Below are 13876 nucleotides of genomic sequence, written 5' to 3'. Positions count from 1 at the left end.
AGCCGATGCACGTCGCCACGTCCTGCCTCGCCGTGCCGTTCGTGGGCGACGGCGCCGGCTCCGGCCCCCTGACCTGGGGGCAGCAGGAGATCTGGCACACGATGCGGCGGACCGGCCGGACGCTGAACATCGGCGGGACCGTCGCGCTCGGCCCGGACGCCACCGTCGCGGATCTCGCCGCCACGCTGGGCCGCCTGGTGAGCCGCCACGAGGGCCTGCGGACCCGGTTCAGCCTCGCCGGCGACGAGCCGCGGCAGACCGTGGCCGCGTCCGGCACCGTCGATCTGGAGATCGTCGCGTCGCCCCCCGAGGACGCGGAGGCCACCGCCGAGGCGCTGCGCAGCCGGTACGAGTTCACGCCGTTCGACCTGGAGCACGAGTTCCCGGTCCGGTGGGGCGTGGTGACCGCCGGCGACGTGCCCAGCCACCTCGTCGTGCAGTACTCCCACCTCGCCGTCGACGGGTTCGGCATCGAGGCCCTCGTGCGCGACCTGCCGCACGCCGCCGCCGGCACCGCCCCGGCCGCCGGGGTCCGCGCGCTCGAGCTCGCCCACCGGCAGGCGCAGCCGGCCGAACGCCGGCACAGCGCGAAGTCGCTGCGGCACTGGGAGGCGGCGCTGCGGGACCTCCCGCCGGAGCGCTTCGGCACCTCCGGCGACCCGCGGACGCCGCGCTTCTGGGAGCTCGTCTGCCACTCGCCGGCGCTGCACCTCGCGCTGCAGGTCGTCGCCGCGCGGACCGGCGTGGAGACCGGCCACGTGCTGCTCGCCGCCTACGGTGTCGCCCTGTCCCGGGTCACCGGCCGGACGCCGAGCGTCGCGCAGGTCCTCGTCAGCAACCGCTTCCGGCCCGGCTTCGCCGACGCGGTGTGCCACCTGACCCAGCCCGGCATCTGCGTCATCGACCCGGCCGGGGACCTGGACGAGGTGGCGCGGCGGGTGTGGCGGTCCGCGACGAGCGCCTACCTGCACGGCTACTTCGCCCCCGCCGACCACCGGGCGATGCTGGACCGGCTCGCCGCCGACCGGGGTGGTCCCGTCGACATCTCGTGCTTCGTCAACGACCGCCGGGGTCCCGCCGCCGCCGTGCCCGCGGTGCTGCCGTCCGCCGCGCGGATCCGGGCCGCGCTGCCGAGCACCACGGTCCGCTGGGACCGCATGCTGCCGGCGTACGACGGCACGTTCTACCTGCAGGTCGACGCCCTGGACGACGCGGTCGGCCTGGCGATCTGGGCCGACACGCACCGCCTGTCGCCGGCGCAGGTGGAGGCGTGCGCCCGCGGCATCGAGTCGGCCGCCGTCGACGCCGCGCTGGCGTGCCGCTGACGGCTGCCGGCTCTTACGGCAGGCGGATCGACTGCGGGGTGGAGAACACGTTCTCCGGGTCGTAGCGCAGCTTCACCTGCTGCAGGCGGGGATAGTTCGCGCCGTAGTACGCGCCGGCCCAGTCGGTCAGGTCGCGGCTGGCGTAGTTCTGGTACACCTCGCCGGTCAGGTGCGGGGCGAGCTCCTCGACGAACCCGTCGATCCACGACACGTTGGTGTCGGTCTCCTCGTCGCCCTGCCACTGCGCGATGACCGAGATGTAGTGCAGCGGCGCCCGGTGCACGAACGCGGTCGCCTCCGGCGCGACCCGGCCGATGGCGCCACCGCCGAGCAGGTCGAAGCGGACCATCGAGTAGCCCGACGGCGAGCGCCGGAAGTGCTCCAGGATCGTGGCGAACGCCGCCTCGTCGAATCCTTCGGGTCCGAAGTATCCGCCGAGCCACTTCGACTGCAGCCCGTACATGATCTCCTCGCCCATGCCCTGCATGAGGTCGAAGTACGAGCACTCGCCGATCGAGCTGAACAGCGGCTCGCCGAGCGCCTCGATCGGCTCGAGCGCCGCCGCGGCCTCCCCGGGCGGGCCGACGTACAGGCCGTACATGACGACCACCGGCTCACCCTCCGGATAGGGCTCGGTGGTCAGCAGCAGGCAGAAGGCGAGCCGGTCGTCGCCGCGGTCGTGGTACAGGTCGCGATAGGCGCGGAACACGTCCTCGGCCCGCGACAGGGGCCACGCGACGACGCCGCCGACGACGGTCTTGGGCAGCGGGTTCAGCCGGTACGTCAGCGAGGTGACGACCCCGAAGCCCGCACCGCCGGCGCCCCGCAGCGCCCAGAACAGCTCCGGGTGCTCGTCCTCGCCGACCCGCAGGACGGCGCCGGACGCGTCGACGACCTCCGCGGCGACGATGTGGTCCGCACCCAGCCCGAACGTGCGGCCGAGCGGGCCGTAGCCGCCGCCGAGGCTGTAACCGGCGTTGCTCACGGTCGGGCACTCGCCGCCCGGGCCGGCCAGGCCGTACTCGAGGCCGTCGTCGCCGGTGAACGAGTGCTCGACGTAGGTGACCTTGTCGATGTCGCGCCAGCCGGCGCCGGGACCGACCGTCACGGTGCGCGCGTCCGCGTCGAAATCGATGGACCGCATCCCGCCCACGTCGATGACGACACCGCCCTCGACCAGCGACAACCCGGCCGCGTGGTGCCCGCCGCCGCGGACGCTCATCGGCAGCCCGTGCTCACGGGCGAACCCGATCGCCGCGGCGACGTCGGCGCTGGTGGCGCACTGCGCGATCAGCGCCGGCCGGGTCCGCACCCGGGTGTTGAACAGGACCCGCGCGGCCTCGTAGCCGGGGTCGTAGGGGGTCACCAGGGTGCCGTGGAAGCTGTCGCGAAGTCGCGCAAGATCGAGCCGCACCCGCAGATCTTGTCATCGACCCGGATCGGCGGCAAGCAGACGAAGGACGGCCACCTCGCCGCGCGCCTGGTCGCCCGCCGCCCGCCGGGAGATCGTGACGCCGTCGCCGTACAGGTCGACGACCCGCGGATCCACATAGGACGCGCGGGCGACGGCGGGCGTGTTGCCGAGGAACTCCGACACCTCCCGCATGATCCGCGGCACGGCCCGCATGCTGACCTTCGGCTCCCGCGCGAGCAGCCGCGCCGCGAGCACCGTGCCGTGCCAGGTGCGGAAGTCCTTCGCCGAGATCTCGATCCTGCCGGCGTCACGCAGGTAGTCGTTGATGTCGCCGCTGCGCACGTCGACCCAGCGCCGGCCGTCGCGGTACGCGAGCAGCTCCTCGTCGCCGGTGTCCCGGTCGAGCAGCCGCTTGACGACGGCCCGCACCTCCGGGTCGCTGACATCGACGGACCGCTCGACGCCGCCCTTCGCCGGGTACCGGAACCGGACCGCCCCCCTCGGTAGCGCGACGTGCTCGCGCAGCAGCGTGGCCAGCCCGAACGTGCCCTCCTCACCGGCCGCGTACGCCTCGCCGCCGACCCGGAAACACCCCACGTCCAGCAACCGGACCGCGGCCGCGAGCACCCTGTCCCGGCCCAGCCCCCGCGCGCCCAGGTCCCGCCCGACCCGCTCCCGGATCGCCGGCAGCCGGGCACCGACCTCCAGCACATGATCGAACTTGGCGGCGTCCCGCTTTGCCCGCCACACGTCGTGGTACCGGTACTGCCGCCGCCCGGCCGCATCGGTGCCGACCGCCTGGATGTGCCCGCGCGGGTCGTCGCTGACCCACACGTCCTGCCAGGCGGGCGGGATCGCGAGGGCCTTGATCCTGTCGAGCTCGGCACGGTCGGTCAGGGCGCCGCCGCCGGCACTGTGGTAGGTGAAGCCCCGGCCCCGGCCTTTGCGCCGGTACCCGCCCTTACCCGGAGTGCTCCGCCGCAACCGCATGCCTCACCCTTTGCCCACCCCCGCCCCCCGCAATCGCGCCACCTCACCCTTCAGCCCACCCCCGCGCGGCGCGGGCCCTTCCCTCCGGAGCCGACGGCGCCGCGGGGTGACGGTGGTGCTCCCGCGCGGGGACGGTGGTGCTCCCGCGCGGGGTGCTCCTTGGGGCGGTGCGGGGTCACGACATCCAGTCGCGGACCTTCCGGCGGGTGGCGCGGCGGCGGGCGCGGGGGAGTGAGGCCAGCGCGGCCCGCCCGTGCTCGGCCTGGCGGGCGTGCAGCAGGCCGTAGGTGAAGGCGTTCTCGCCCTCGGTGAACGCCCGCAGGCCGTAGTCGCGCAGGAGGTCGGCGGTGACGTTGGCGTCCTGGTGTGCGCCGAGCACGTCCTGCAGGTCGGTGATCCGGTCGGCGAGCTTCGCCGCGGGCCTGCCGGCGATCGGGGTGGCGAGCTCGGCGGCGTACCGCGCGCGCTTGTAGGCCTTCCGGGCCTCGTGCAGGCGCTCGTCGCGGTCAGGTCCGGACCCGGGTGTGCTGACGGCGGTGGCGAGGCGGCGGTCGGCGCGGCGGACCGCCCGGTGCGCGAGGCGCCGCAGCTCCCGCTTCGCGACCCGGCTCGAGCCGCCGACGGCCGTGACCAGCGCGTCGAGGTCGTTGAGGAGGGTGATGTACCGCTGGCTGTCCAGCCCCGCGATCAGCCGGCGCCGGGCGTCTTCGGCGCGGGCCGCGAGCAGGGACGCGATCCGGGCGGGGACGGGGCCGATCACGAGCTCGGGCGGCTCGGCGGCGAGCAGGTCCGACAGCCGGGACGCCATGACGTCGCCGTCGCGGACCTCGCCGAGCAGGCCGGTCAGCCACTTGATCTCGTCGTGCAGCCGGTCCAGGTCGCCCTCCGAGGCGTCGAGCAGTGGTGCGAAGCTGCGCAGCGTCGAGCGCAGCCGCCGGGTCGCGACCCGGGCCCTGTGCACGGCCTCGGCGTCGCCGGCGCGGACGTGCGGGTCGTGCTCGACGATCGCATCGCGCTGGGTCCGCACGTAGTCGGCGACGGCGCGGCGGGCGGCGGAGCGCGGCGCCCGGTCGGTGGCGGGTGCCGGGTGGTCGGGGCCGAGCGCGAGGGACAGCTTCGACGGCGACGCGGACGGCCGGGCGCCGGCGGCCCGCAGTGCCTTGTCGATGCGGGCCAGGTCGGCGGGTGCGCCGTCGACCAGTTCCACCTCCAGCTCCCGCCACCGCTGCACGACGCCCTGGCCGATGAGGGACTCGGTGTCGACCGTGTCGTCGGCGACGAGCGCGACCACGGTGCCGTCCGCGGTCTGCAGGCCGCGCTCGATGCGATGGGTGCGGATGCGGGCGATCGGCCGCAACGGCTCGCCTCGGGTGAGGGCCCGGACCTGCGTCGTGATCTGCGCCGGGGGCGTGCGCTGCCGTGCCGTCGCGGGCACCTGGAGCTCGCTGCGCTCCCCGCCGGACGGGCGCTTGAGATGCCAGCCGGCGTCGTTGCCGCCGGTGCGGCGGCGCAGCGTCACCCTGCCGGATGTGAGGCGCAGCCCCGAGGTGTCGTAGTAGGTCGCGTCCAGATGTTGGTCATCGGGCGCTGTAACCCTGGCCACATCAGCGATTCCGATCATCGAGGGCATCACGAAGTCGTCGGGCAGCTCGTATTTCCGTTCCACCTCAAGCTTTTCGGCCATGTTGACACCCTACCGAGAGAACGTGGAGTCGCGAAAAGGTAAACAGGAGACCAAGAAAAGGTGGCTTCTCCCCTGTCCGTTCGACGCTTCTGCCGCTACGGTGTTGTCAGCGCACCGATTCCGGGCCGTTGACGGTCCCGGACGGGGCGCCTTCCCTGCGGAGAGGAGTGCACCATGGCGAAGAAGTCCAAGAAGTCGAAGAAGGACAAGAAGGACAAGAAGGGCAAGAAGAAGTAGGTTGCCCGCCCTGTGTCGCCCCCGCGCCGTCTCCGGTGTGGGGGCGACAGTGCGTCCGGGGGTCTTCACCCTCTTGGATGATCTTACTGACCACGTGGTGTTTCGTTGGGAATTCTGTGGGAACGACGGGACGTACCCTGGGTCGGGTGAGCTGGCTGGTGCGTGCCCTGGCGTCGTCCGTGATCGGGCAACGGGTCCGTTTCGCCGGCCGCATGCTGCGTGACTGGCGGCTCACCATCGCGTGGGGCAAGTCGTTGCTGCGCAGCGGTGTCACCTCGGTCGTCGTCCTCGCCGTCACCTTCTGGCTGCTGCCCGGCGTCACCGCGACCGGCGGCCCGGCCGCGCTCGTCGAGCTCGCGGTCCTGCTCGCGCTCATCGGCACGCTGATGCGGCTGCTGCTGTTCGCCGTGGCCGTGGTCGTCGGCGGCCTCGGTGTCCTGCTCGTCGGGGTGCTGTTGCAGACGGGGGTGATGTTCACCGCGCTGCGCGTCGCCGAGGGCGTCGCGGTCGGCAGCGTGCTCGACGCGTGGGTCGCCAGCTGGACCGCCGCCGTCCTCACCGCGCTGGTCAACTGGCTCGCCGACGCCGGCAGCGACGACGTGTTCCTCGGCCAGACGCTGCGGCAGATGGTGCGGCGCAACCACGACCGTCCCGCGACCGAGCCCGGGGTGCTGTTCGTGCAGCTCGACGGGCTGTCCGCGCCGCTGCTGTCGTGGGCGGTGAAGGCCGGCAACCTGCCCAACCTCGGCAAGTGGCTGCGCACCGGCACACACGCCCTCGTCCCGTGGCACACCGGCATGCCCGCGACGACGCCCGCCAGCCAGGCCGGGATCCTGCACGGCAGCGAGTCGGAGGTGCCGGCGTTCCGCTGGTACGAGAAGGCGACCGGCCGGCTCGTCGTCACCAACCGGCCCAAGGACGCCGCCGACGTCGAGGCCCGCATCTCGACCGGTCGCGGGCTGCTCGCCGACGGCGGCGCCAGCATCAGCAACGTCTTCTCCGGCGACGCGACGACCAGCCTGCTCACCTTCAGCAACGCCGGCCTGCCCGGCCGGACCGCACGCGGCTACCTGGCCTTCGTCGCGAGCCCCTACGGCTTCGCCCGCGCGATCGTCCTGTCGGTCGGCGAGATGCTCAAGGAGATCCAGCAGGCCCGCCGGCAGCGCTTCCGCAACGTCTACCCCCGGGTGCCGCGCACGGGTTCCTACGTGGCGCTCAGGGCCGTCACCAACGTCCTGCTCCGCGACCTCAACGTGTCGCTCATCGCCGAGCAGATGACCCGCGGCGCGCCGGCCATCTTCTGCGACTTCGTCGACTACGACGAGGTGGCCCACCATGCGGGCCCGTTGCGCCCGGAGGCCCTGCAGACCCTGGAGGGCCTCGACCGTGTCCTCGGCACGCTGCACCGCCTCGCCCAGGTCGCCGGGCGCCGCTACGAGATCGTGGTCCTCTCCGACCACGGCCAGAGCCAGGGCGCGACGTTCTCCCAGCGGTACGGGCAGAGCCTGGAGCAGGTCGTCGCCATGATGGCCGGTCAGATGGCGGCCTCGACCCCGGACCCGAACGACGACGAGCGCGCCCGGGCGCGCAACCTGATCGTCGCCGTGGCGGGCCGCCCCACCCGCGTGACCCCGGCGGCCCCGCCGGCGCCCGTCGTCACCGTGGCGTCGGGCAACCTCGCGATGCTCTACCTCACCGAGCACCCCGGCCGTGCCACCGTCGAGGAGATCGGCGCGGCCCGCCCCGCGCTCGTCCAGGGCCTCGCCGAGCACCCCGGCATCGGCCTCGTCGTCGGGCTCTCCGAGGTCGACGGCCCGGTCGCCTTCGGCCCGGGCGGCCGCCACCGCCTCCGCGACGGCCACGTCGACGGCGTCGACCCGCTGCTGCCCTACGGCCCGCGTGCCGCCCGCGACCTCCTGGCGCACCAGGCCATGTCCAACGTCGGCGACCTGGTCCTGGTCAGCCGGGTCGACCCCGGCACCGACGAGGTCGCCGCCTTCGAGGAGCTGGTCGGCTCGCACGGCGGCATCGGCGGCTGGCAGACCGAGGCCGTCCTGGTCTACCCGTCGGGCTGGTCGTGCCTGGACCGTGCCCCGGTCGGCCCGGCCGCCGTGCACCGTCAGCTGGTCCAGTGGCTCGACGACCTGGGCCTGCGCGCCGAGACCCCGCCGCCGCTGCCCGAGCCGCGCGCGAAGGCCGGGTCCGGCCCCGGGAGCGGCGACCCGGACCGCCCGCTGCAGTCCGCCGACAGCCCCCGCTGAGACCACCCGCGGCCCGCCGGCAGGCCGCCGCTGAGACGACCGCGTGGCTAGGCGTTCTGCGGGGGGCTGGAGCGGCGGTCGCGGCGGTGCCGCAGCCAGCCGGCCAGCTGGGTGGCGCCCAGGGCGATGACCAGCGCCGCCACCACGCCCTGCCAGGGCTGCGGGAAGACGCTGCGGCCGAGGAGGCCGATCGCGGCGTACGTCGCGGACCACAGCGCGCACGCGGCCACGTTCGCGGCGGCGAAGCGGCGCCACGACAGGCCGACGATCGCCGCGGTCAGCAGCACCGGGATCCGGCCGCCGGGGACCAGCCGGGACACGAGCAGGGCGCTCACCGGGCGCTCGCTCAGCCGCTGCTTCACCGCCTCGGCCAGGTGCAGGGGCTGGCGCAGGATCCGCAGCCGGCGGGTGAGCGCCTCACCGCCGGCGCGGCAGATGGCGTAGGTCGCGGCGTCGCCGCAGTACGCGCCCGCCGCCCCGATCGCGACGACGGCGATCAGCGCGAACGGGCTGCGGTGCGCGGCGACGACGGCGGTCGCGCTCACGGCGGCGCCGGTCGGCAGGATCGGCACCGTGGACCCGGCGGCGACGATCGCGAAGAGACCGGCGAGCGCGGCGAGGAGACCTCCGAAGGTGGTCACGCGGCGACCGTGAGGGAGTCGCCGGGGGCCAGGACCCGCACGTCGGTCCTGGGGGCCGCGGCGGCGGCCAGGGCCGCGAACTCGTCGCCGGGCCGGTGGAAGCGGTCGGGCCGCACCCGGCCGCAGCCGACGGGCCAGAGGGTGCCCCAATGGATCGGCACCGCCTGCGCCGGGTCGGTGATGCGGACCGCCTCCGCCGCGCCGGCGGGGTCCAGGTGGCCGGCGCCGAGCGTCCAGCCCCAGCCCCACACCGGTACCAGCGCCAGATCCAGCGGACCGAGGGAGCGCATCCCGTCGAAGAGCCCGGTGTCGCCGCCGAACCACGCGGAGCGGCTCCCCTCGAACACGTAGCCGAGGGCGGCGGCGCGGATGCGCGACTTCGGGTTGCGGCGCCCGTCGTGGTTCGCCGGCACCGCGCGGACCAGCAGCGAGCCGACCTCCACGGACTCGCCGGCGGCGATCTCGGTGATGTCCCGGCCGGCGCCGAGGCGGGAGCGCAGGAACGGGCCGCCGCCGCGCGGCACCAGCAGCCGGGTCGAGGGCGGCAGGGCCCGCAGCGACGGCAGGTCGCAGTGGTCACCGTGCAGGTGGGAGATGACGACCGCGTCCGGCGCCGTGTCCAGGACGGGCCGCGGGCCGCGCCGGCGGTGCAGGTGCGCGAGCCGGTTGCGCAGCACCGGGTCGGTCAGGATCGTGGTGCCGCGGTCGGCGACCGCCACCGTGGCGTGGCCCCACCAGGTGATGTTCATGGAGCCAATCTTGCCCGACGAGGTGTCACGCTCCGCTGCTTGTAGGCCACAGCACGACATGTTTAGATCAATCAACTTTTCGGTGGAGGGACCCCAAAACGATGTCAACCGATACGCCGGCCTTAGCCTGGGACTGGGAAGACCCACAGGGGATCGAGGCGGTGGTCGACTCGTTCACCGCCGACCTCGGCAAGTGCGAGAAGCTCGAACTGCTGCTCAGCACCGACCTCATCACCCACGAGCAGCTCGACGGGCTGGGCATCACCGGCATCGAGTTCGCCGCGTTCAAGACCGACCACCCGCAGGCGCTCGGCACCGACCTGGTGGCCGTCAGCAGCCCGGAGCTCACCTCCGAGCGGGGCCACATCTACAAGGTCGACGGGACGGCGTTCTTCGCCGAGATGGACATCTCGCAGCGGCTGCCGGTCGTCGACGACGCCGTGGACTGGGTCTACGCGGAGCACCTGATCGAGCACGTGTCGATGAAGGTCGGCATCGCGTGGCTCACGGAGGTCAAGCGGGTCCTGAAGCCCGGCGGGTTCGTGCGGATCACCACTCCGGACCTGAAGATCTACGCGCAGTCCTACGTCAACGGCGACGGCTTCTTCGGCAAGCACCGCCGCCGGGTCGACCGGGCGCTGACGGGGGTGGCGCCGAAGATGCCGCCGCGCACCGCGTTCATGTTCAACCAGCTCTTCTACGTGTACGGGCATCGCTGGATCTACGACCTGGAGGAGCTGCAGCACGTGCTCACCGCCGCCGGGTTCGACCCCGAGGGGATCGCGGTGCGCTCCTACCGCGACGGCGCCCGCCAGGACGTCGCCGACCTGGACAAGGTCATGCGTAACGACGAGAGCATCTACATCGAGGCAACGGCCTGATCCGAAGCGGCGGCGGACACGGCGAAGGACTCCATCGCCGACAGCAGGCGGTGCAGGTCGCCGATCGCGAGGTGGTGCGTGTCGACCTCGACGGTGAGCTGCACCGTGTCCACGACGTCGTCGATGTGGATCATCAGTTTCTCGTTGAAGAAGGCCATCGGCCGCTCCGACACCAGCTCGGTCAGTGGCAGCGCCGCCTCGACGTCGGCGACGGCCGGCACCGTGCCCCGGGCCGCCTGCGCCTCGATCACGCCGACCCGCCGGTCGTTGTAGAGCACCGCGAGGTCGACCGGGCCGACCCGGTCGAAGAGCGCCAGGCGGGCGGCCGGGTCGTAGTAGGCGTGCTTCGAGGCGTTCATCGCGGCGCGGCGGGCCCGGTCGACCGCCTCCGCCGGGGCGGTCCCGTCGACGTCGAGGACCACCAGGCCGTTCTGCGCCAGGGGGCTGACCACGTCGGCGAGGCCGGGCCGGAAGCGGTTGCTGACGATGACCTGGGTGGCGAACGGCGCGGTCTGCCCCGTCACCGCGTTGAACGCGACGGCGTACGCGGCCAGCAGCACCGACCCGGTGTCGGTGCCGAGCGTGGCGGCGGCCCGCTCGACGGCCAGCAGCATCGCGGGGGAGCGCCACACGACCTGCCGCCAGCGCGGCTCGCCCCGGTCGGCAGCGTCCGGCAGCCGCCGCGGCGTGAGGGACCGCAGCGCGGTCTCCCAGTAGCGCATCGCGATGTCGGTCTGCCTGGTCGCGGCGCGCTGCGCGGCCACCAGCGCGAGCGGCGACATCGGCGGCGGGGCCTGCGGGTCCCGCGCCGCCAGCTCACGGATCATCGTGCCGAGCGCGCTGCCGTCGGCGACGAGGTGGCTGACCTGCACGACCACGTGGGTGATCGCGCCGTCCTGCCGCACGACGGCCTCGCGGATCGGCCACTCGTGCTCGTAGTCGAAGTTGCGGGCCCGCCACTGTGCGTACAGCGTGGCGGCGACGGCGGCCGGGTCCTCGCCGGGGCCGGCGTCGTGCACCTCCAGCGCCGTCTCGCCGCTGGCGACGACCTCCTGCCGGACCAGGTGGCAGGCGTCGACGGAGGTCGCGTGCCAGGGCTCGGTGAAGACGAGGCGGGAGCGCAGCGCGGCGAAGCGGCTCATCAGGAAGCGCAGCTCCTCGGCGAAGTCCGCCGCGACGCGGCCGTCGGCGACCGGCACGACCCCGCCCATGCTCATCGAGGTGCCGACCTCGACCACCGTCCGCCACACCTGCTGCTGGCCCCAGGCGAGCCCGCCGACGCCCGCGCCGTCACCCTCGAAGAACACTGTGATCTGCTGCACACCCGTGATCGTCGCACGCCGATCGACAGAGATCATATCGACGAACGGTGGCTGATCGGTGCCGGAGCGGCCAGTGCCGCGACGTCGTCCGCGGCGAGGGGCCGTGCGTACAGGTAGCCCTGGCCGAAGCGGTACCCGAGATGCCGCAGCATCCGCGCCTGGTCCTCCGTCTCGATGCCCTCGGCGACGGTGGCCAGGTCGAGCGCCTGCGCCATGCGGATCACGGCGGTGGCGACGGCCTCCTGCCGGGCGACGGTCGTGATCCCGTCGACGAACGTGCGGTCCAGCTTCAGCGACGTCACCGGGCAGGTCAGCAGCAGCCCCAGCGACGACGCGGCGGTGCCGAAGTCGTCGAGGGCCAGCTTGACGCGCAGGTCGCGCAGCGCCTCGAGGGCCGCGATCGCCTCGGCGCTGTCCAGCACCGCCGTCTCCGTCACCTCCAGGGTCAGGTGCCGGGCGTCGAGCCCCGCGTCGCCGAGCGCGGCGACGACGTCGGCGACGAACTGCGGGTCGGTCAGCTGCCGCCCGGCGACGTTGACGCTCACCGTCTGCGGTGCCTCGGCGCCGAGGTCGGTGAGCCACCGGGCCTGCTGCCGGCAGGCCTCGCGCAGCACCCAGCGGCCCAGCGCCACGATCAGGCCGGTCTGCTCCGCGGCCGGGATGAACTCCGCCGGCGGCACCACGCCGCGCTCCGGGTGCCGCCACCGCACGAGGGCCTCCGTGCCGACGGCCCGCCCGTCGTCGAGGCGCACGATCGGCTGGTACAGCAGGAACAGCTGCCCGGCGTCGATCGCGTCGCGCAGCTGGGCGCCGAGCTCGGCGTGGGCGACGATCCGGGTGGTCATCCCCGGCACGTAGATGAAATGCCCGCCCTTGCCGCGTTCCTTCGCCGCGTACATGGCGAGGTCGGCGTTGCGCAGCAGCGTCTCCAGGCGGTCGCCGGGGCGGGACGTGGCCACCCCGACGGAGGCGTGCACGAGCAGGTCGTGCCCGGCCGTCTGGATCGGCGTGGCGAGGGCGTCCCGGATGCGGTCGGCGACGTCGACGGCGTGCTCGTCGTCGATGTCGGGCAGCAGCATCGCGAACTCGTCGCCGCCGAGCCTGGCGACGACGTCGTCGTGGCGGACCGCCCGCCGCAGCCGCTCGGCGACGGTGACCAGGACCTCGTCGCCGACGTCGTGGCCGAGCGTGTCGTTGATGAGCTTGAAGTCGTCCAGATCGATGAGCAGCACCGCAAGGGGGCGCGGCGCCGGCCCGTCCAGCAGCGCCCCGGACAGCAGCTCGTTGAAGTGCGCCCGATTCACCAGGCCCGTCAGCGCGTCGTGGCTGGCCTGGTAACGCATCCGCTGCTCGTGCCGGCGGACCGAGTCGAGCAGCTGCGCGTTGTCCCGCAGCGCGACCAGCTGCCGCAGCCCGACGACGGCGCTGACCGCGATCGCGCCGGTCGCGACCGGCCCGACGTCGGTGTGGTCGCCGTACGCGACGGCGGCGAGCAGCAGCGACATGGCGGCGACCGCGAAGTACGGCACCTTGCTGTAGGTCCTGGTCCGTGCCGCGGCGACCGGGCCCCCGGCGGGCGTCAGGGACTGCGCGTGCGCGGCGAACGCCACCAGCAGCGCCTCGACCAGGGTGATGTTCGGCTGGAGGCCGACCCAGCGGGGCTCGGCGATCAGCGGCGACGCGGCCGAGCCGAGCCCGCCGGCGAGGACCGTCGCGGCGAGCAGCCGCATCGACCGGGGGCTGACCGGGCCGCTGCCGAGCAGGACGACCTTCATCACCGCGACCAGCGCGACCAGGCAGGTCGTGGACAGCGCCAGCAGGCCCAGCGCGAGCCGTACGTCGGTGTGCCGCTCCAGCATCGGCCGGAGGGCGAAGTGCCACAGGACGACGACGGTGGTGATGAGCACCGTGAGCCCGTCCAGCCCCAGGCGGATCCATTCACCCCGGGACATGGCCCGGGTCGGCAGCCGCAGCAGCGCGTACAGGGCGAGCAGGACGCCCGCGCCCAGCGGCGGCCCGGACGCCTGGATGAACCGCAGCGCCTCCGGCGCGTCCGGGTTGAGCCTGGCGTGGCCCATGACGGTCGCGCCGATCCCGATGAGCACGACCGAGGCGGTCAGGATCCGCCAGAAGCGCCGGCCGGCGGCGGGCAGTCCCGGCGTACGGGCGGCGACGTGGGCGACCAGCGCGGCCAGCCCGAGCGCCACCGGTACCGGCAGCAACGCCAGCACCTTGGGCAACGGCACCCCCGCGGCGTGCACCCCCGTCCACACGACGCCGGTGAGCAGGCACCCCGCGACCGCACCGACGAGCCGCCGCGACAATGCCACCGTGTCTCCCTCTCGGTCCCCTTCCCTCAGACATATCGGCAC

The 13876-nt window shown here is 73.8% G+C and carries 10 protein-coding genes; 3 read left to right on the top strand and 7 right to left on the bottom strand.

The window, feature by feature from the left end; all coding sequences use genetic code 11:
* The first annotated feature begins 5 nt into the window (after nucleotides 1-5).
* Nucleotides 6-1325 (top strand): condensation domain-containing protein, encoded by a 1320-nt coding sequence (locus ACZ6TV_RS34305; RefSeq protein ID WP_465301825.1) that lies wholly within the window; start codon nucleotides 6-8, stop codon nucleotides 1323-1325.
* 13 nt (nucleotides 1326-1338) lie between these two features.
* On the opposite strand, the gene ACZ6TV_RS34300 is transcribed toward ACZ6TV_RS34305, so the two are convergent.
* From ACZ6TV_RS34300 to ACZ6TV_RS34290, 3 genes are all read right to left on the bottom strand, one after another.
* Complete coding sequence (locus ACZ6TV_RS34300; RefSeq protein WP_465301823.1) at nucleotides 1339-2739, bottom strand: FAD-binding oxidoreductase; 1401 nt, start codon at nucleotides 2737-2739, stop codon at nucleotides 1339-1341.
* Between the two features lie 12 nt (nucleotides 2740-2751).
* Nucleotides 2752-3729 (bottom strand): DNA topoisomerase IB, encoded by a 978-nt coding sequence (locus tag ACZ6TV_RS34295; RefSeq protein WP_465301821.1) that lies wholly within the window; start codon nucleotides 3727-3729, stop codon nucleotides 2752-2754.
* Nucleotides 3730-3904: 175 nt separating this feature from the next.
* Nucleotides 3905-5413, bottom strand: coding sequence for a CYTH and CHAD domain-containing protein (locus tag ACZ6TV_RS34290; protein WP_465301819.1), 1509 nt, complete (start codon nucleotides 5411-5413; stop codon nucleotides 3905-3907).
* Nucleotides 5414-5796: 383 nt separating this feature from the next.
* Between ACZ6TV_RS34290 and ACZ6TV_RS34285 the strand changes: the two genes are divergently transcribed.
* Entirely contained in the window at nucleotides 5797-7911 is a 2115-nt protein-coding gene (locus ACZ6TV_RS34285; protein WP_465301817.1) for an alkaline phosphatase family protein, read from the top strand.
* A 47-nt stretch (nucleotides 7912-7958) separates the two neighbouring features.
* Here the strand turns inward: ACZ6TV_RS34285 and ACZ6TV_RS34280 are convergent, their stop codons facing one another.
* Both ACZ6TV_RS34280 and ACZ6TV_RS34275 read right to left on the bottom strand, forming a co-directional pair.
* On the bottom strand, nucleotides 7959-8552 hold the full coding sequence (locus ACZ6TV_RS34280; RefSeq protein WP_465301815.1) for a DedA family protein: 594 nt from the start codon (nucleotides 8550-8552) through the stop codon (nucleotides 7959-7961).
* Nucleotides 8549-9301, bottom strand: coding sequence for an MBL fold metallo-hydrolase (locus ACZ6TV_RS34275; RefSeq protein WP_465301813.1), 753 nt, complete (start codon nucleotides 9299-9301; stop codon nucleotides 8549-8551). The genes ACZ6TV_RS34280 and ACZ6TV_RS34275 overlap by 4 nt, the downstream gene beginning before the upstream one ends.
* A 101-nt stretch (nucleotides 9302-9402) precedes the next feature.
* Here ACZ6TV_RS34275 and ACZ6TV_RS34270 point away from each other — a divergent pair, with 101 nt between their 5' ends.
* Nucleotides 9403-10182: a methyltransferase domain-containing protein gene (locus ACZ6TV_RS34270; protein WP_465301811.1), complete on the top strand. Its 780-nt coding sequence runs from the start codon at nucleotides 9403-9405 to the stop codon at nucleotides 10180-10182.
* Here ACZ6TV_RS34270 and ACZ6TV_RS34265 read toward each other — a convergent pair.
* Both ACZ6TV_RS34265 and ACZ6TV_RS34260 read right to left on the bottom strand, forming a co-directional pair.
* Nucleotides 10161-11504, bottom strand: a complete 1344-nt coding sequence (locus tag ACZ6TV_RS34265) for a condensation domain-containing protein (RefSeq protein WP_465301809.1) — start codon at nucleotides 11502-11504, stop codon at nucleotides 10161-10163. The two genes, ACZ6TV_RS34270 and ACZ6TV_RS34265, sit on opposite strands and share 22 nt — an antisense overlap.
* A 32-nt stretch (nucleotides 11505-11536) precedes the next feature.
* The gene (locus ACZ6TV_RS34260) at nucleotides 11537-13834 is read right to left on the bottom strand and encodes a putative bifunctional diguanylate cyclase/phosphodiesterase (RefSeq protein ID WP_465301807.1); all 2298 of its coding nucleotides are present in this window, start codon (nucleotides 13832-13834) and stop codon (nucleotides 11537-11539) included.
* Nucleotides 13835-13876: the final 42 nt, after the last annotated feature.

The organism is Dactylosporangium sp. NPDC051087 (assembly GCF_055586325.1).
This window is presented reverse-complemented; position numbering and strand designations above follow the sequence as displayed.